Genomic DNA, 16,563 nt, shown 5'->3' on the forward strand with positions numbered 1-16,563 from the left:
TTCGACCCTGCTGCCTGCCAGACCTGCCGTCTTACTGTCCGGGCACCTTCTGTTCCGGTGCGGGGACGGATCCCCCGTTCAGCTCAACGGCTGCCGCGGCGGCGGCTGTTGCAGCTGCTGCAGCTGCCGCTGCCGCAGCAGCGGGATCACCGGCTGCCGGGGCCGCAGCACCCGATGTTGCCGTGCCGGACGCAGCAGCATCGGCTGCTTCGCCGCCCTGGGCTGCGGGAGCAGCCGCTTCGGCCGGCTTGCGGCTCGCCAGCGGTTCGCCCTTGGTTGCCGGCGGGACGACGATCAGCTGTCCGGCTACGGCCGGCGCGGGGATGACAGCCCCTTCCGCGCCTCCCTTGACGGCGGGCGTCGCCTTGCCGGTGACAGAAAGGGTGGACAGATCGATCTGGCCTTTGACGGTGGAGGCCACCATTCCCAGGTCCTTGGCTTTGGCGGCCAGGTTCTGGGGTGCTTCGAAGTTCTGCACCTGCTGGGTGAGGTCCTGGTTCTGCTTGGTCAAGGTGCTCTGCTTGGCCCGCAGTTCCACCAGCTGGTACTGGGCGGTGGACACCGAAATGTTCAGCACCAGCACGGCAATCAGCGCCAGTGCAAGCATGGCGAAGCAGAGCACCACAAACGGTGCCCGGCGCTTGCGGGGCGCACTGCGTACCACCGACAGCGGAGTCCGGGACTTCCGGCCGTCATCGGAGGTGCGGGCCGGAAGATTCCTGCCGGCCGCCGAACTGCCGGAAGCGACGGGAAAGTTCTTGACGGCAGCGGTGCTCATGCAGCTCTCCTGGCTCTGATTCGTTCCGCCGCGCGCAGTCTTGCAGAGGCAGCACGCGGGTTTTCGGCGATTTCGACGGCGGTGGGCACCTCGGTGCCTTTGGTGAGGGTTTTCAGTTCGGCCTTATGCTCTTCCAGCTCCACCGGGAATCCGAGCGGAGCGGAGGATTTGGACCGTGCCTGCAGGACGCTCTTGACGATCTTGTCCTCCAGGGAGTGGTAGGACATGACAACAATCCGTCCGCCCATGGCCAAGGAGTCCACTGCGGCCGGAACGGCACGCTCCAGGACGTCGAGTTCTTCGTTGACCTCGATCCGGAGAGCCTGGAAAGTCCGCTTGGCGGGGTGCCCGCCGGATTTTGCCGCGGACGCCGGAACCACTGACCGGATCTGTTCAACAAGCTCTCCGGTTGTGGCGAACGGCTTGGCGGCCCGCGCTGCAACAATCCTGTTTGCGATCCGGCCCGCGAACTTTTCCTCGCCCCACTTCCGGATGATCCTGACGAGTTCCTCTTCGGAGTAGTTGTTCACAACGTCCGCCGCAGTCTGGCCTCGGCTGGTGTCCATCCGCATGTCCAGGGGGGCGTCAAAGGAGTAGGCGAACCCGCGTTGGCGTTCGTCGAGCTGGAGGGAAGAGACACCGAGGTCCATCAGGATGCCGTGGACCTCGGGGACGCCAAGGTCAGCCAGGACGTCCTGGATCTCGTCATAGACGGCGTGTACCAGGTCGGTGCGGGCGGCGAACGGGGCCAGCCGCTCGCCGGCAAGCGCGAGCGCTTCTTCATCGCGGTCGATGCCAATGAGGTGCAGGTCCGGAAAACGCTGCAGCATGGCCTCGGAATGGCCGCCCATGCCCAGGGTGGCGTCGACGGCTACCGGTGTTTCGCCGCGCAGCCTGGCTGCCTCGAATCCTGGTGCCAACAAATTGATGCACCGGTCCCGAAGGACCGGTACATGGCGTTCGGACGTGGGCTTCGGGTGTTCGTTCATGCCTCGTCCTTTCTCGCCGTCGGGTGTTGCCTTTGGTGCTTCTGGGACCAGATCCCCATCCGCGCCTATCGTCCGCCAGCCTGGCTCCGGGGAAGTGAGCCAGGATGGCCAGCCGATGGGCGGCTGGAGATCTCATCCAAGAAACTGCCTGCTGTCCACCCGGTCAGAGAATGCCCGGAATGGGGTCATCAGTCTCAGAGAAGGCTGTTTCCTTCTCCGCGAGGTATTCGGTCCAAGCCTGGGCGTCCCAGATCTCGGCGCGTGAGCCGGCGCCGATGACGGCAAGCTCCCTGCCGAGGCCTGCATACTCCCGGAGCGCCGGTGGAATAGTCACGCGCCCCTGCTTGTCAGGTACCTCGTCCGAGGCTCCAGAGAGAAAAACGCGGATGTAGTCCCGCGCCTGCTTGGAGGAAATTGGTGCCTCCCGCATTTGCTCGTGGACCCGCGCAAATTCCTTCTCGCTGAAGACGTAGATGCAACGTTCCTGGCCCCTTGTGAGCACCAGCCCGCTGGCGAGTTCCTCACGGAACTTGGCGGGGAGGATAATCCGTCCCTTTTCATCCAGACGCGGCGAGTGAGTGCCAAGAAACACTGGCCCACCGCCTGTCCATGTCAGGAACTGCACATCCCCTATGTTGCAACTACCCTCTTATGTCCTCCACATTACTCCACTTTCCCCCACAGTCAACGCAAACCGGGCTGGTGGACCTCCACTTCGTGGGAAAGGAACGCTGAATTGGCGCGGATTTGAGGGCGGGGGTGGAAAGTGGAGGAATTCTGCTGCCCGGCGATTCCACGCCGGCAGGACGTGGGCGCCGGCTCAGCAGCAGACGCAGTGGCTTTCCCGCCCCAATCGCCAGCTAATCAAGGGCATTTCGGCGAAGGGCATGTTAAACGGGAACAGACCCGCCACTGGCGGGTCTGTTCTCGTTTACTCCACAGGGGAGGAAAGTGGGGATGCCCTCACGGGCGGCTCCCGGTGGTTCAGGGTTCGCCCCTGCGCCTTTCGTCCCAGCGTTCCTCGAGGCTGCTCATGAAGGAGTTCTTCTGCTTGCCGGGCTTTCGGCTGCCTGCCTTGGATCCCGGCTTCGCGGCCGCGCTGCTGCGCATGGTGGCGAAGTAAACGCCGCCGCCCATCACTATGAAGCCCAACACTCCAACAAAGATATTTTGGAGAGTGACACCCACGAGCAACAGGAAGACGCCGGCCAAGGCGCAGAGGACGCCAATCACCACGTGCCTCGTGGACCATGAACGCCCTGGGTCTGAACCCATGGAATTTGCGAACTTCGGGTCGTCCTCGTGAAGCTGCTTCTCCAGCTGCTCAAGCAGCTTCTGTTCGTGCTCCGACAGCGGCATCACGACCTCCTTTTGTAGGCCAACGTCCGGGCTGATCCCAGCCACTACTTCTGCACCGTTAACGGCTGTTGTGCCTAAGAGGTTCCCGCCCCGCCCACATTGGCAAAAGTCGGTAACCAGGCACGCCGCCGCGGGAGCGGGAGCATGTCCAAGAGGGTCCGGCAGTAAGTCCAGTCACTCAAAAACTATGTACATCTAAGGATAGTTTGTTGAGGGCTGTTCTGAAAGACGGCAATGACTTAACGAAGAGCCCCCGGCCGCCGCAACCAGGGCATTATTCAGGGCCGGCTCCTGGCTCCATCAAGCGGGCAGGAAGGACGGATTTGCTGCCGAACTTGCGTGCCACCTCGTCGAGGGCCTGTTCGGCCGCGCGCCAGTTCTCGTCCCGCCGGTCGATGCTCAGCTGCAGCGAGGTGCGGGCTGCATCTTCCAGTTGTTCGGCGCGTACGCCCACAAGCCGCACGGTCATGGTCCTCTCCCCTACCGACTCCAGCAGCTGAAGCGCCACCGAATAGATCAGCTGGGCGCTGTCCACCGGGGTGTGGACCGTCCGGCTGCGCGTGATGGTTGAGAAATCGGCAAACCTTAATTTCAGCGCGATGGTCCGGGCCACCATCCCGGAGCTTCGCAGGCGCGAGGCCGTCCGGTGGGAGAGCCGCAGGAGTTCGCGGTGGAGCACGGCGTCGTCCGCCGTGTCGACGGCAAAGGTCTCCTCGGCGCCGATGCTCTTCTCCAGCCGGACCGGAGTCACTGCGCGGTGGTCAATACCCCAGGACAGCTGGTGGACATGCTCTCCCGTGGCACCCAGCATCCTCTTGAGGGTGGCCACCGGCGTTGCTGCCACATCCGCGACCGTCCTGATGCCCATCTTTGCCAGGACATCCGCCGTTTTGGCACCTACGCCCCACAGCGCCCCAACCGGCAGGCTATGCAGGTAGGGCACGGTTTCGTCGGGGCCAATCAGGAGCAGTCCGTCCGGCTTGCAGCGTGTTGACGCAATCTTTGCCACGAACTTTGATTCCGCGATGCCTACAGACGCGGTGATGCCCAGCTCCGAAGCTACCTGGCGCCGGATCATTTCCCCGATGCCCCGCGGCGGCCCCAGGCGGCGGATGGCGCCGGTGACATCGAGGAACGCCTCGTCGACGCTGAGCGGTTCCACGAGTTCCGTGACTGACCCGAAAATAGCCATCAGCTGGGCTGAGACCTCGTAGTACAGCTTGTGGCGCGGTTCGATGATGACCGCCTGCGGACACATCCGGGACGCCACGGCCATCGGCATGGCTGATTTCACTCCAAACGCCCGGGCCTCGTAGGAGGCGGAGAGAACCACGGAACGGTCCGCGGGGAAGCCAACGATGACAGGCTTGCCGCGGAGCTCAGGACGCGTCCGCAGCTCGACAGATACGTAAAAGGCATCCATGTCCACGTGCATGATGCACTTGCGCCTGCGTCCCGGAAGCAGCGCTCCGGGTGGCTGGTTCTTACCTTCGGGCCCCACGGCTGCAATCCTAGCCGTTTTGTACTGACTAAACTGAAGGCTGAATCCGGCATCAACACCAGGAGGAAAGTCCCTGTGACGGTCTTTGGAAACCTCAAGCCAGCAGGCGCGGCAGTTCTCGCTGCCGGCGCAGTCCTGGCACTTGCAGCCTGCAGTCCAACTCCGTCAGCAAGCCAGGACCCTTCGGCCTCCGTATCGGCGCCGGCGACTTCCGCGTCCACCATAACTGCTTCCCCGAGCCGTTCGGCTACGCCCAACACCTCCGCCACCGTTGGCGCCCTGGTGGACGGGTTCCCCCAACAGCTCCTTCCCCTCATGCCGGGCGCCACAGTTGTCTCAAGCAGTTTCGATAAGGCATCCACCCCAGCCACAGCCGCGCTGGTGGGTACCGTTGCGGCCCCCACCGCGGCAGTCCTCGAATTCTACGTCAAGGCGCTTGAAGGGCAGGGTTTCAAGGCCGTACCCGGCGAAGCCGTGGGGGCAGTGGCTTCCAGGGACTTTGTCCGGGGGGACAGCGAGACTGTTAACATCTCGGTTGTTGAAGCAGCGGGAGTTTCCACTTTCACCATCGGCGCCAACGTGCCAGCTGAGTCAGCCAAGTGACGGCGGCCGAGCAGCTCCGGCATGAACAGGCGGACTTCGTGGCGGCGGTGGCCGGCGAGCTGACCGGGTTCCTGGCCTCGCGGCAGTCTGTCATGTCCTCCATTTCCCCGGACATTGATCCGATCATGGGTTCAATCTCCAATCTGGTCACCGGCGGCAAGCGCCTGCGGGCCTTGATGTGCTATTGGGGCTGGCGGGGGGCCGGCGGAGAACCGGCAGCCCAGCAGGTGGTCACGGCAGGCGCCGCCCTCGAGTTGTTCCAGGCCGCTGCACTGATCCACGACGACATCATCGACCGTTCCGATACCAGGCGGGGCGGACCCAGCGTCCACCGCCGGTTCAGCGATCTGCACGGCTCACAAGGCTGGGCGTTGGACAGCGAACGCTTCGGGCAGGCCGCGGCCATTCTGGCGGGAGATCTTTGCCTGTCCTTCAGTGAGGAAGCCTTCACCGACATTGGCGAGCGGGCTGCTGCGGGCAGCAGGGCAAGGCTGATCTTCAACCTCATGCGGGCCGAAGTGATGGCAGGCCAGTACCTGGACATCCTGGAAGAAGTGGCCGGGCCCGCCAGGGACCGCGCAGGCGCAGTTTCGCGGGCGCAGTCCATCATCCGTTTCAAGTCCGCCAAGTACTCCACCGAACATCCGCTGGCCCTCGGAGGAGCCCTCGCGGGAGCGTCTGATGACCTGCTCCGCGGCTACTCGGCGTTTGCACTGCCCCTGGGGGAAGCGTTCCAGCTCCGGGATGACGTGCTCGGCGTGTTTGGCGACCCGCTGACAACCGGCAAGCCGGCCGGCGACGACCTGAGGGAGGGGAAACGCACCGTGCTGGTTGCCTTGGCCATGGACCAGGCAACGGCTGACGAGGCGGCCTTCATCGACGCCAGGCTTGGGAGCCCGGACCTCTCGGAAGAAGACATCAACGAGCTCCGGCGGATCATTGAGGAGTCCGGGGCGCTGGCGGCCACCGAGGTCCTCATCAATGAATTCGGTGCCGCCGCGTTCGAGGCCCTGGAGGCACTCCCCCTGGTCGAGCTGCCGAAGACTGCCCTTCGGAGGCTGGCTGAAGCGACCGTCAGCCGGGCCTCCTAGCGGCCTGCGGCCGGCCGGCGAAGTGCCGTGCCGCAATTACCGGGCGAGTGCCCGGATTTACGATTGCCTGGAGTTACCAGGCGAGGGTCTGGGCCCTTCGACGTATTTCTGTTTTCCGGCCCTCACGCAGGGCATCAATGGGGCGTCCGCGTAATGACTCATCCGGGGTAAAGAGCCATACGATCAGGTCCTCGTCCGAATACCCTGCGTCGGACAGGACAACAATTGTTCCCTTGAGGCTGTCCACCACTTGGCCGTCCTGAATAAATTCCGCAGGCACCGACCTGATTCTCCGTTCACCAACCCTCAGCGCCGCCAAGGCTCGTTCATCAAGCAGGCTGTGCACCTTCGTGATGGAAACATCCAGTAAACGGGCGACGTCGGGCAGGGGCAACCATTCGCCCACAAGGTTTTCTACGTTACTCACGGATCAAGGTTGCCACGGCGTGCGCCCCGTCGCCTAGTTGATGCATTCAGCGGGTATCCATTGACCTGCGGACACTCCCGAAATTATTCCTTGCAGCGGTTCCCCGAATTCTTGTGCTAATCAACAATCCGTGAGAGATTCTCATTGACCACATTTGTAACAGCATTAACAGCAGTAACAGTAGTATCGGAAACAGCGGCATCCCTGCCCGCGCCCGCAGTTGAGAAGAGGATTCTTTCCATGACGATGTCCCGCTCGCACAAGCAGCCCCCCAAGCCGAGCCTTCCTATGCTCGCCGCAACGACGGCAGCGCTGCCAGCGGTTGTATTGTCATCCCTGGCCCTGGCCCAGCCCGCTGCTGCCGAGCAGCCCGTCCGCTCCATTCCGGGGACCCTTGCAGCAGCCATGAAAGCCCAGGCCGCACAGGCGACCGCGGCAGTGATCCCGGCGTCGTCGGTTTCGACGGCCATCCCCTCCGCTTTCAAGCCGGCACAGCCGCAGGCCCCGGCCGAGTACACGATTGCCCGCGGCGATACGATCAGCGCCGTTGCCGGCAAATTCGGGCTGGACACCGCTGAGGTTCTGAAGCTGAACAACCTGCAGGCGAACACGATCATTTACCCCGGCCAGAAGATCAAGCTTTCCGGTTCGGCCACTGCGCCGGCAGCACCCTCCGCCGCCCCCGCTCCGGCCGCACCCGCAGCCGCACCTGCCGGCGGAGCCACCTACACGGTCAAGCCCGGTGACACGCTGGGTGCCATCGCCGCCCGGCACAACGTAGGCCTGTCCGATGTGTTCTCGTGGAACAACCTCAACATGCGCTCCATCATCTACCCGGGACAAGAGATCAAGGTGGGTGCCGGTGATGCGGCTCCCGCGCCCGCCGCGGCTCCTTCCGGAGGCGGGCTTGCCTCAACGTCGGCTCCCGCCGCGCCTGCGGCTCCGGTTTCCGGCTCCTACACCGTCAAAGCCGGAGACACGCTCTCCGCGATAGCATCCCGGCACGGCGTCAAGCTCTCCGAGCTGCTGTCCGCCAACCGCCTGGCCATGACCAGTGTCATCTACCCGGGCAACAAGCTGGCCATCCCGGGGGCCAACGGCCAGGGCGCCGCGCCGCAGCCGGCCGCCTCGGTCACCCCGCTGGTTCCGAGCTCATTCCTGGGATTCAGCTACCCTGCCGCAGTGGTCAGCTCCGCCAACGAGAACAAGGCGTTGCTGAACGCCTCTCCTGTGCCCTCCCGCGCCGAAATGCGAAACATCGTGGCGGACACCGCGCGCCGCATGGGCGTGGAACCCTCCCTGGCCCTTGCGTTCGCGCACCAGGAATCCGGGTTCGACCAGCGGGCAGTGTCCCCGGCCAACGCCATCGGAACCATGCAGGTCATCCCTACCTCCGGCCAGTGGGCATCTGACCTGGTAGGACGCAAGCTGAACCTGCTGGACCCCTATGACAACGCAACGGCCGGTGTGGCAATCATCCGCCAGCTCCTGGCCACCAGCAAGGACAAGGACACGGCCATCGCAGGCTACTACCAGGGCCAGTACTCGGTGAGCAAGTACGGCATGTACGACGACACCAAGGCCTATGTCGCAGCCATCAAGGCACACCAGAAAAACTTCGGCTGAGCTGCCGGGGCGGCCGCGCCCTGGGGGGACGAAACATTCGGCACGGGTCCGGACCGGTATTGGTTCGGGCCCGTTCCGTTGCGGGGATTAGGATCGTAGGGTGCAGGAACACGTGTCTGACCCTCTTGTAGGAACGCTGGTGGACAACCGGTACGCCGTGCGGTCCAAGCTCGCACGCGGCGGCATGTCCACGGTCTACCTTGCCGTGGACCAGCGGCTGGAACGGGACGTGGCCCTCAAGGTGCTGCATCCGCACCTCGCCGCTGATGACAACTTCCTGGGCAGGCTAGGCCGGGAGGCCAAGGCGGCTGCACGGCTGTCCCACCCCCACGTGGTGGGGGTCCTCGACCAGGGGAACGACGGCCCCACGGCGTACCTGGTCATGGAATACATCAAGGGCCACACCCTGCGTGACCTTATTAATGAGAAGGGCGCCCTGCCGCCGCGGCTGGCACTGGCGCTGATCGACCCGGTGGTCGAAGGGCTCGGCGCCGCCCATGCCGCCGGTTTCATCCACCGCGACGTCAAGCCGGAGAATGTTCTGATTTCCGACGACGGTCGGATCAAGATCGGGGATTTCGGCCTGGCCCGCGCCGTCACCACCGCCACCAGCACCGGCGCGCTGATCGGCACGGTCGCTTACCTCTCCCCTGAACTCGTCCTGGGACGCCCGGCTGACGCGCGCAGCGACATCTACTCCCTGGGCATCATGCTGTACGAGATGCTTACCGGACGGCAGCCGTTCGACGGCGAGGTCCCCATCCAGGTCGCGTACCAGCACGTCCACGGGACGGTGGGGCCGCCGTCGGCACTGGTCCCGGGCCTGGCCGCCGAACTGGACGAACTCGTGCAGTGGTGCACCGCCAGCGACCCCGAGAACCGGCCGGTGGACGGGAATGCCCTGCTCCAGGAACTGCGGCACATCAGGACCAACCTCACGGATGCTGAACTGGACCTGCGTCCGCCCGCGGCTGCAGCAGGGGCAGCCGTCCCCGTGCGCGGGGACCAACAGCTTCCCCCGCGCCGGTATCCTTCCCCGCCCCCGGGCCCCCCTCCGTCCCGCGGTCCAGCCGGGGCCGATAAAACCGAGTTTATTGACGGCACGCGTACTGACACCGTGCATGTCCAGCACCCCACCGAGGTCATCGGCCGCACGAACAATCCCACAACGGTGATGCCATACGGACAGCGGGCAGCGCCCGCCTACCCGCCCCCGCCGGGCCAGTCACGGTCCAATGTGCAGCCTTCGGGCCTGGCGCCCGGTGCTGCCAGGCCCACCCTTTCACCACCGGACGAGGACCAGGCATGGCCTCCCCCTCCGCCGGTGCTGGGCAAGCGTGCCCAGCGCAAGGCAGACAAGGAGGACGAAAGGGCACGTGCCCGGGCTGCGGCCACCCCCGCGCGGACGCTGAGGGAGGGAAACCCCCGGCGCCGCGGCGTCCTGTGGGTGATAATCCTGGTGGTTGCCGCCCTCCTGGCAACGGGCGCGGGCTGGTTTTTCGGTATGGGCCCCGGCGCAGCCGCCTCAATTCCTTCAGTCGCCAACAAAACCGTGGCGCAGGCGCAGCAGTTGCTCAGCGACGCCGGCTTCCGGTCGGTCACAAGGGACGTCTTCGACGATGACGTGCCTTCGGGCCTGGTGGTGGGCAGCGAACCGGCCGAGGGCGCCGAAGTCCGCAAGTTCCAGCCCGTGTCCCTTTTTGTCTCCAAGGGGCCTCAGCTTTTTCCGCTGCCTGAGCTGGCTGGCGGCACCCTTGAGGAGGCCAAGAACGGCCTCAACGCGGCGGAAATGGCGCTGGGCCCTGTGACGGAACAATTCAATGAGCAGGCCCCCGCCGGCACAGTCCTGTCGCAGGATCCCTCGGCAGGTACGGATGTCCGGCGCGGTACGCCCGTCAGCCTCGTCGTGTCCAAGGGGCCCGAGCCTCTACCGGTGCCGGTGGTGGTGGGCCAGGAGCAGGACGACGCCGTTGATGCCATCACGGCAGCCGGGCTCCAGGCGGACGTGGCTGGCGAGCAGGTGTTCAGCCGGGACATTCCCAAAGGCGCTGTGTCCAGCCAGGCACCCGCGGACGGAACGCTCACCCGCGGCGGTACCGTGACCCTGACCATCTCCAAGGGTCCCCGGATGGTGGAGGTTCCCAGCTACATCGGCAAGCAGGCCAAAGACGCCGAACAGGCATTGCGCCAGCTCGGCTTCGATGTGAAAGTGAACAATATCCTCGGCGGCTTCTTCGGCACGGTCCGGGACCAGGATCCCGTAAACACGGAGGTCCCCGAGGGCTCAGTGATTACCCTGACGGTGGTGTAGGCGGAGGAACCGCCCACACCACCGGATGGTGTCAGTGCTTGGCCAGGGCTCCAGCTACCAGGAAGGCCATTTCGAGGGACTGCATGTGGTTCAGCCGCGGATCGCAGACGGACTCGTAACGGTCCAGGAACGCGTCCTGGTCCACGGGGTCGGCGCCGCCGAGGCACTCCGCGACGTCGTCGCCGGTCATTTCCACGTGCAGGCCGCCGGGAACGGTCCCCAGCGCGTGGTGCACTTCGAAGAAGCCGCGCACTTCGTCGATGACGTCGTCGAAATTGCGTGTCTTGTAGCCGTTGGGGGACGTCACGGTGTTGCCGTGCATGGGGTCGGTGACCCACAGAACCTGCGCGCCGGACGCGGTGACTTTTTCGACGACGGCGGGCAGCTTCTCGCGGATATTGCCGGCCCCCATGCGGGTGATGAATGTCAGCCGGCCGGGCTCGCGCTCCGGATCCAGCTTGTCGATCAGCCGGAGGGCGTCATCCCCGGTGGTGGACGGGCCCAGCTTCACGCCGATGGGGTTCCGCACCCGCGAGAGGAAGTCAACGTGTGCGTGGTCCAGTTCGCGGGTCCGCTCGCCGATCCAGAGGAAGTGGGCGGAGGTGTCGTACGGGAATCCGGTGCGTGAATCGATCCGGGTCAGCGCCCGCTCGTAGTCCAGCAGCAGGGCTTCGTGGCTGGCAAAGAATTCGACCCGCTTCAGGGCTTCGAAGTCGGCGCCGCAGGAGGCCATGAACTTGATGGCACGGTCGATGTCGCGGGCCAGGGACTCGTAGCGTGCGTGTGCCGGGTTTTCGGTGAAGCCCTTGTTCCACTGGTGCACCGAACGCAGGTCCGCGAACCCGCCCTGCGTGAAGGCGCGGATCAGGTTCAGCGTGGAAGCGGACGTGTGGTACGCGCGGAGCATACGGGAGGCGTCGTGGCCCCGGGACTCAGGAGTGAACTCGTAACCGTTCACGATGTCGCCCCGGTAGGCGGGAAGTGTTACGCCGTCGCGGGTCTCGTCATTGGATGAACGGGGCTTGGCGAACTGTCCGGCCATGCGGCCCATCTTGATGACGGGCATCGCGGCACCATAGGTGAGCACCACGGCCATCTGGAGGATGGTCTTGACCCGGGCGCTGATCTTATCTGCCGTGGCGGCTTCGAAGGTTTCGGCGCAGTCACCGCCCTGCAGCAGAAAGGCCTTGCCCTGGGCGGCGGCGGCCAGCCGCTCGCGGAGGACGTCCACCTCTCCGGCAAAAACCAGCGGGGGAAGGACGGAGAGTTCCTTCACCGAGGCGTCGAACACGTCCCGGTCCTGCCAGCTGGGCTGCTGGGAGATGGGCAGGTCCCGCCAGTTATCAAGTCCGGGATAGTCGGCTGCTCCGCTCTGGGCGGTGCTGGACAGCGAAAAGGCGGGTTTTGCAGATAGCTCAGTCACCATCTAAGACTAGCGGTCGTGCAGGGCCCCGGGACACCGCACTGTCACGCACACCGCCCGCAACGTCACAAGCCGCTCACCCGGCGGCGGCAGCCCCGCCGTCGTCCGCTTTGCGCATGTCCTGCGGGGTGCCCTGGCTGGCGCCGGGCGAGGTCTCCCCGCGGCCGGCATCAGCCGCCGGAGAAGCCAGGGGCTCTGCGGCAGCTGCCGGTTCCACGGCCTTGCCCGCCAGCCGCAGCTTTACCACTGCAGCGTACTCGTCCACGTATTCCTGCCCTGAGAGCCGCATCAGTTCGAACATGATCTGATCGGTGACTTTCCGCTGGATGTCGCGGTCCTCGGCCTGGTCCCGGTAGCGGCTGAAGTCGAGCGGCTCGCCGAAGATCATGCCGATCCTGCGGATGTTCGGCAGCCGCTTGCCGATGGGCTGCACCTTGTCCGTTCCGATCATTGCCACTGGTATCACCGGAACCCCGGCCTGCAGCGCAAGCCTGGCCACGCCAACCTTGCCCCTGTAGAGCCTCGAGTCCGGGCTCCGCGTCCCCTCCGGATAGATGCCCAGCAGTCCACCATGCAAGAGGACCTCCATGCCGGCAGTCAGCGAGGCTGCCGAGGCAGCTCCCCCGGACCGGTCCATGGGCAGCTGGTTGGTCAGGCGGAAGAACAGGGCAGTCAGCCTGCCCTTGATGCCGGTGCCGGTGAAGTACTCCGATTTGGCCAGGAAAACCACCGGCCGGCGGACCATCAACGGCATGAAGATCGAATCGGAAAAGGAGAGGTGGTTGGACGCAATAATCGCCGGGCCGTCAGCCGGAATGTTGTCCAGCCCCTTCACCCAGGGGCGGAAAAGGAGCTTCAGCACAGGACCGAGGAAGATCCGCTTCATGACCCAATAGAACACGTGAGAAACCCCTCCGGAAGGCGGCCTGCAGGCCCCGCGTCGGGCCTGTCCGGCAGTTCAATGCAACCCTACTCTAGTGAGAATTGTCCGGAACAGTGACACGATGGAGGCATGAGCGAAAGCAGCACCCCGTCCCCTCCTGCCGCTTTCAGCTACCCCGGACACGGGCCCAATGCGCGGATTGGCATAGCCATCTGCCATGGCTTCACGGGAAGCCCCCTCAGTGTCCTGCCGTGGGCCGAGCACCTTGCCTCGCAGGGTTACGCCGTGACGGTCCCCCTGCTGCCGGGCCATGGTACCGACTGGCGCCAGCTGGCGAGGACGCGGTGGAGCGACTGGTACCGCAGCTTCAAGGCCGCCTACCTGGAGCTCGGGCGGACAACCGAAACATGCTTCGTGGCCGGGCTTTCCATGGGTGGTGCCATTGCGCTGCTGACCGCCTCCCGGCACAACGTTGCCGGGGTGTCCGTGGTCAACCCGGGCCTGAGCTTCTACGACCGCCGGGTCCGGGTGATCGGAGTGCTGAAGTACTTCCAGCGAACGACCCTCCCTATAGGGGAGGAACAGGCGACGGCGGCAGTCACCAATGACGGGGACTACTCACGCACTCCCCTGGCTGCCGTGCACGAGCTGAAGAAGCTCTTTGGCGCCGCCGCCCGCGGCCTGCCCAAGGTCACGGCACCTGTCCAGGTCTTCAAGTCCCGCACCGACGCGGTGGTGCCGCCGACTTCCCTGGCTCTGCTCCGCAAAGGCCTCGGCGCGCACCTCACTGAGGTGGTGGACCTCCACAGCAGCGGACATGTGGCTACGCTGGACGTGGACGCCCCGGAGATCTTTGCGAAATCCAGTGCTTTCTTCCACGCCCTCGCCCGCCAAAACACCGCATTGGAGACTCCATGACCTCCAGCCTGGACCACAGTCCCTTCAGCAGCAGCTGCACCGGAGGCGGGCCCCGCATCGGTGTGGTCCTCTCCCATGGGTTTACCGGCAGCCCGCACGGGCTGCGCGCCTGGGCCCAAGCCCTGGCAGGCGCCGGCTTCGCCGTGCGCATGCCACTGCTGCCCGGACACGGCACCAGCTGGCAGGAACTGGCCCGTACGCGGTGGCAGCAGTGGCACGGTGCCTTGGATGACGCCTACCTGGAGCTGGACGCGGACTGCGACTACGTCTTTTCGGCAGGATTGAGCATGGGTGGCGCGCTGGCCCTGCGGATCGCTGCCACCCGGCCAGTGGCCGGGGTGGTCCTGGTCAACCCGGGGCTGGTCATTGACGATCCGCGCGCTCCGCTGGCCGGCATCCTGAAGCTGGTCATGAAAAGTACGCCGGCCATCGGAAACGACATCCTCAAAGAGGGCATGGACGAAGGCGCCTATGCCCGGACCCCGGTAGCTGCCGCGCATGAGCTCAACAAGCTGTTCAAGGACACCATCAGGATCCTGCCCCGGGTCACCGCCCCCGTCCGGGTCTACCGGTCCGCCATTGACCACGTGGTCTCGGACTCCAGCATCCATGCGCTCCGCCGCGGACTGACGCACGCTCCCCTGGAGCTGGTCCGCCTCGAGAACAGCTACCACGTAGCGACCCTGGACAACGACGCCGAGCAGATCTTCCAGGGCTCCGTGGAGTTCATCCGGGCGGTGGTTTCCGGTGGAAGTCCGGAACGGCCGGCGGCAAGTGCAGCATCGGACCTGGAGGCCACGCACCATGGACAGGCCTGATTCCGGTTCCCCGGACCAGGGCGCCAACCAGGACGACGCCGTCTGGCTGGACCTGGTGGCCCGGCTTGAATCCGGTTCCCCCGACGCAGGCACCGGCAGCACCACCGGCACTGGCACCGCCATCGATCCCGCCACGGATGCGGCACCGCGCCAGGATACGGCGGCGCCGGGTGGAAGGCCGCCCGCGTTCCGCGACTTCGATCCGCTCGGCCTTGCGGGAACAGCTCCTGCCGAGTTGTCCGCGGCAGAGCGGCAGGCCCCCGCGCAGACCCCGGTCCCCGGCACTGGAGCAGGCTTCCCGTCGGGACCCCGTGATTACGGTGTGAACCCGGATGACGGTGAATTCGTCCCGGAGGAACCGCCCAGCCTGGCCGGAACGGATCCGTTGACCATGCTGGCATGGCTGGCCGCCGTGGGCGGACCGGTAGCGCTCCTGTTGTCCGTGATGTTCTGGCGCTCCGCCCCGCTCCTGGCCATCGTGGGAATCGTTGCGGCGTTCGTCCTGGGAACCGTGTACCTGATCATGAAGCTGCCGCAGGAAAAAGACGAGAACGACGACGGCGCACGCGTCTAGCGCGGCCGGCCCTCCCCGGCTGCGCGGCCAGGCAACAGAGCGCCGCCAGGCACAGAGGAGGAGTGCGCGGGATGACTTCAGCGGCGCGCCCGGCTGCTGACGCGGGACAGGTCTGCGGCGCCGATGAGTCCCGCGTTCGGCCCGAGGGCAGCGAGCTGGATGCCGGCGGCCGGCCGGAAACCCCGCCCCGTCAGGTTGCGGGCGAATGCCTTCCGTGCGGGCTCCACCAGCAGGTCCCCTGCTGAGCACAGTCCGCCTCCGATGACGAAAAGCCCGGGGTCCAGGGCCGCCGCCAGGTTGGCCAGCCCCAGCCCGAGCCACTCCCCCACTTCCTCGATCAGCTCCCGGCACGCCGGGTCGCCGGCAAGTGCGAGCTCCGTGACAATCGCTCCCGTGATGAGCTCGGTCCGCCCGCCCACCGCCGCGAGCAGGTCCTGGGCCACCGGGGAGTTTGCCTGGGCCAGGATCCGCGCTTCACGCCCCAACGCATTCCCGGACGCATACTGTTCCCAGCAGCCGCGGTTTCCGCATTCACACCGGTGCCCGCCGGGCATGATGATCTGGTGGCCAAACTCGCCGGCCACACCGAACCGTCCGCGTTCCACTCTGCCGTCCATCACCATGGCACCGCCGATGCCGGTACCCAGGGTGATGCAGACCAGGCGGTCTTCCCCCTGGCCGGCTCCAAAGCGCCATTCCGCCCAGGCCGCGGCATCGGCGTCGTTGGTCAGGAGCACCGGCCGGCGGAGGAGCTGCTGTAGGTTTGCCCGCAGCGGCTCATTGCGCCAGGCCAGGTGGGGGCTGAAAAGCACCGTGCCGCCGTCGAGGTCCATCCACCCGGCGGCGCCGATGCCCACGGACCAGATCCGGTGCCCCCTGCCGAGCTCCTCCACCAGCTCCACGATGACCTGCTCCACTGCCCGGGGGTCACTGCCGGGGGTCGCGCGCCGCGCTTCGCTGAGTATGCGGCCGTCGGCATCCACCACTCCCGCTGCCACCTTGGTGCCGCCGATGTCGATGCCAATGGCGAGGCCTTTGCGGCCGAGGCGCAAGTGCTCACGGAAGCCACCGCCGTCGTGCCGTGTCCGCGCCCGGCGCGAGGTGGGCCGCGCCCTCCAGGGGGCAGGTCTGCTCAGGGGCCCGGGCTGCTTGCCGGGGGGCGGTGCGTACATAGTTCCCCATTCTAGGTGGGCATATTCCACGGCACCGTGTGGACAGGCGGAGTTGCCACCCACGTGTCGCAGCGCACCGTTGACGGCAAA

At 65.8% G+C, this 16,563-nt stretch carries 16 protein-coding genes; 7 read left to right on the forward strand and 9 right to left on the reverse strand.

Translation table 11 applies throughout. From position 1 onward, the window contains the following. Nucleotides 1-31 precede the first annotated feature (31 nt). The 5 genes from WHH00_RS11150 to dinB all read right to left on the reverse strand — a co-directional run bounded on the left by WHH00_RS11150 (nucleotide 32) and on the right by dinB (nucleotide 4,627). The gene (locus WHH00_RS11150; protein WP_406632777.1) at nucleotides 32-778 is read right to left on the reverse strand and encodes a hypothetical protein; all 747 of its coding nucleotides are present in this window, start codon (nucleotides 776-778) and stop codon (nucleotides 32-34) included. Next, on the reverse strand, nucleotides 775-1,767 hold the full coding sequence (gene rsmH, locus WHH00_RS11155) for a 16S rRNA (cytosine(1402)-N(4))-methyltransferase RsmH (protein WP_406632779.1): 993 nt from the start codon (nucleotides 1,765-1,767) through the stop codon (nucleotides 775-777). Before rsmH ends, WHH00_RS11150 begins: the two co-directional genes overlap by 4 nt. 163 nt (nucleotides 1,768-1,930) lie before the next feature. Continuing rightward, nucleotides 1,931-2,359, reverse strand: coding sequence for a division/cell wall cluster transcriptional repressor MraZ (gene mraZ, locus WHH00_RS11160; RefSeq protein ID WP_102977276.1), 429 nt, complete (start codon nucleotides 2,357-2,359; stop codon nucleotides 1,931-1,933). A gap of 392 nt (nucleotides 2,360-2,751) precedes the next feature. After that, a complete protein-coding gene (locus tag WHH00_RS11165) occupies nucleotides 2,752-3,126 on the reverse strand; it encodes a DUF3040 domain-containing protein (protein ID WP_104188817.1) in 375 nt (124 codons plus the stop codon). A gap of 274 nt (nucleotides 3,127-3,400) precedes the next feature. Next, complete coding sequence (dinB, locus tag WHH00_RS11170; RefSeq protein ID WP_406632782.1) at nucleotides 3,401-4,627, reverse strand: DNA polymerase IV; 1,227 nt, start codon at nucleotides 4,625-4,627, stop codon at nucleotides 3,401-3,403. A 75-nt stretch (nucleotides 4,628-4,702) separates the two neighbouring features. On the opposite strand from dinB, the gene WHH00_RS11175 reads away from it, so the two are divergent. Then, the gene (locus WHH00_RS11175) at nucleotides 4,703-5,230 is read left to right on the forward strand and encodes a hypothetical protein (RefSeq protein ID WP_406632784.1); all 528 of its coding nucleotides are present in this window, start codon (nucleotides 4,703-4,705) and stop codon (nucleotides 5,228-5,230) included. Further along, entirely contained in the window at nucleotides 5,227-6,321 is a 1,095-nt protein-coding gene (locus tag WHH00_RS11180) for a polyprenyl synthetase family protein (RefSeq protein ID WP_406632786.1), read from the forward strand. Before WHH00_RS11175 ends, WHH00_RS11180 begins: the two co-directional genes overlap by 4 nt. Nucleotides 6,322-6,394: 73 nt before the next feature. On the opposite strand, the gene WHH00_RS11185 is transcribed toward WHH00_RS11180, so the two are convergent. Beyond that, complete coding sequence (locus tag WHH00_RS11185; RefSeq protein ID WP_188813264.1) at nucleotides 6,395-6,748, reverse strand: Rv2175c family DNA-binding protein; 354 nt, start codon at nucleotides 6,746-6,748, stop codon at nucleotides 6,395-6,397. A gap of 240 nt (nucleotides 6,749-6,988) precedes the next feature. On the opposite strand from WHH00_RS11185, the gene WHH00_RS11190 reads away from it, so the two are divergent. Both WHH00_RS11190 and WHH00_RS11195 read left to right on the forward strand, forming a co-directional pair. Continuing rightward, on the forward strand, nucleotides 6,989-8,374 hold the full coding sequence (locus WHH00_RS11190; RefSeq protein WP_406632788.1) for a LysM peptidoglycan-binding domain-containing protein: 1,386 nt from the start codon (nucleotides 6,989-6,991) through the stop codon (nucleotides 8,372-8,374). A gap of 100 nt (nucleotides 8,375-8,474) precedes the next feature. Then, nucleotides 8,475-10,685, forward strand: coding sequence for a protein kinase domain-containing protein (locus WHH00_RS11195; RefSeq protein WP_406632791.1), 2,211 nt, complete (start codon nucleotides 8,475-8,477; stop codon nucleotides 10,683-10,685). A gap of 31 nt (nucleotides 10,686-10,716) precedes the next feature. Here the strand turns inward: WHH00_RS11195 and WHH00_RS11200 are convergent, their stop codons facing one another. Further along, nucleotides 10,717-12,111 (reverse strand): class II 3-deoxy-7-phosphoheptulonate synthase, encoded by a 1,395-nt coding sequence (locus tag WHH00_RS11200; RefSeq protein WP_231456524.1) that lies wholly within the window; start codon nucleotides 12,109-12,111, stop codon nucleotides 10,717-10,719. Between the two features lie 73 nt (nucleotides 12,112-12,184). After that, nucleotides 12,185-13,009 carry a lysophospholipid acyltransferase family protein gene (locus WHH00_RS11205; RefSeq protein WP_406632793.1) on the reverse strand — a complete coding sequence of 275 codons (825 nt, stop codon included), beginning with the start codon at nucleotides 13,007-13,009 and terminating at the stop codon, nucleotides 12,185-12,187. A 111-nt stretch (nucleotides 13,010-13,120) separates the two neighbouring features. Between WHH00_RS11205 and WHH00_RS11210 the strand changes: the two genes are divergently transcribed. The 3 genes from WHH00_RS11210 to WHH00_RS11220 are packed head-to-tail and all read left to right on the forward strand — an operon-like array spanning nucleotide 13,121 to nucleotide 15,301. Then, nucleotides 13,121-13,909 (forward strand): alpha/beta hydrolase, encoded by a 789-nt coding sequence (locus tag WHH00_RS11210; RefSeq protein WP_406632795.1) that lies wholly within the window; start codon nucleotides 13,121-13,123, stop codon nucleotides 13,907-13,909. Next, a complete protein-coding gene (locus WHH00_RS11215) occupies nucleotides 13,906-14,727 on the forward strand; it encodes an alpha/beta hydrolase (RefSeq protein ID WP_406632797.1) in 822 nt (273 codons plus the stop codon). Before WHH00_RS11210 ends, WHH00_RS11215 begins: the two co-directional genes overlap by 4 nt. Then, nucleotides 14,714-15,301, forward strand: a complete 588-nt coding sequence (locus tag WHH00_RS11220; protein ID WP_406632799.1) for a hypothetical protein — start codon at nucleotides 14,714-14,716, stop codon at nucleotides 15,299-15,301. Before WHH00_RS11215 ends, WHH00_RS11220 begins: the two co-directional genes overlap by 14 nt. A 77-nt stretch (nucleotides 15,302-15,378) precedes the next feature. Here the strand turns inward: WHH00_RS11220 and WHH00_RS11225 are convergent, their stop codons facing one another. Beyond that, nucleotides 15,379-16,473, reverse strand: a complete 1,095-nt coding sequence (locus WHH00_RS11225; RefSeq protein WP_406632801.1) for an ROK family glucokinase — start codon at nucleotides 16,471-16,473, stop codon at nucleotides 15,379-15,381. Between the last annotated feature and the right edge of the window lie 90 nt (nucleotides 16,474-16,563).

Source organism: Pseudarthrobacter quantipunctorum (assembly GCF_045291495.1).
GTDB classification, from domain to species: Bacteria; Actinomycetota; Actinomycetes; order Actinomycetales; family Micrococcaceae; genus Arthrobacter; species Arthrobacter quantipunctorum.

Bases quoted from the DNA above. Each gene is read 5' to 3' on its own strand.
- WHH00_RS11210 (WP_406632795.1), top strand. From the start codon at position 13,121: ATGAGCGAAAGCAGCACCCCGTCCCCTCCTGCCGCTTTCAGCTACCCC.
- WHH00_RS11220 (WP_406632799.1), top strand. From the start codon at position 14,714: ATGGACAGGCCTGATTCCGGTTCCCCGGACCAGGGCGCCAACCAGGAC.
- WHH00_RS11190 (WP_406632788.1), top strand. From the start codon at position 6,989: ATGACGATGTCCCGCTCGCACAAGCAGCCCCCCAAGCCGAGCCTTCCT.
- rsmH (WP_406632779.1), bottom strand. From the start codon at position 1,767: ATGAACGAACACCCGAAGCCCACGTCCGAACGCCATGTACCGGTCCTT.
- WHH00_RS11150 (WP_406632777.1), bottom strand. From the start codon at position 778: ATGAGCACCGCTGCCGTCAAGAACTTTCCCGTCGCTTCCGGCAGTTCG.
- WHH00_RS11200 (WP_231456524.1), bottom strand. From the start codon at position 12,111: ATGGTGACTGAGCTATCTGCAAAACCCGCCTTTTCGCTGTCCAGCACC.
- WHH00_RS11165 (WP_104188817.1), bottom strand. From the start codon at position 3,126: ATGCCGCTGTCGGAGCACGAACAGAAGCTGCTTGAGCAGCTGGAGAAG.
- WHH00_RS11225 (WP_406632801.1), bottom strand. From the start codon at position 16,473: ATGTACGCACCGCCCCCCGGCAAGCAGCCCGGGCCCCTGAGCAGACCT.
- WHH00_RS11215 (WP_406632797.1), top strand. From the start codon at position 13,906: ATGACCTCCAGCCTGGACCACAGTCCCTTCAGCAGCAGCTGCACCGGA.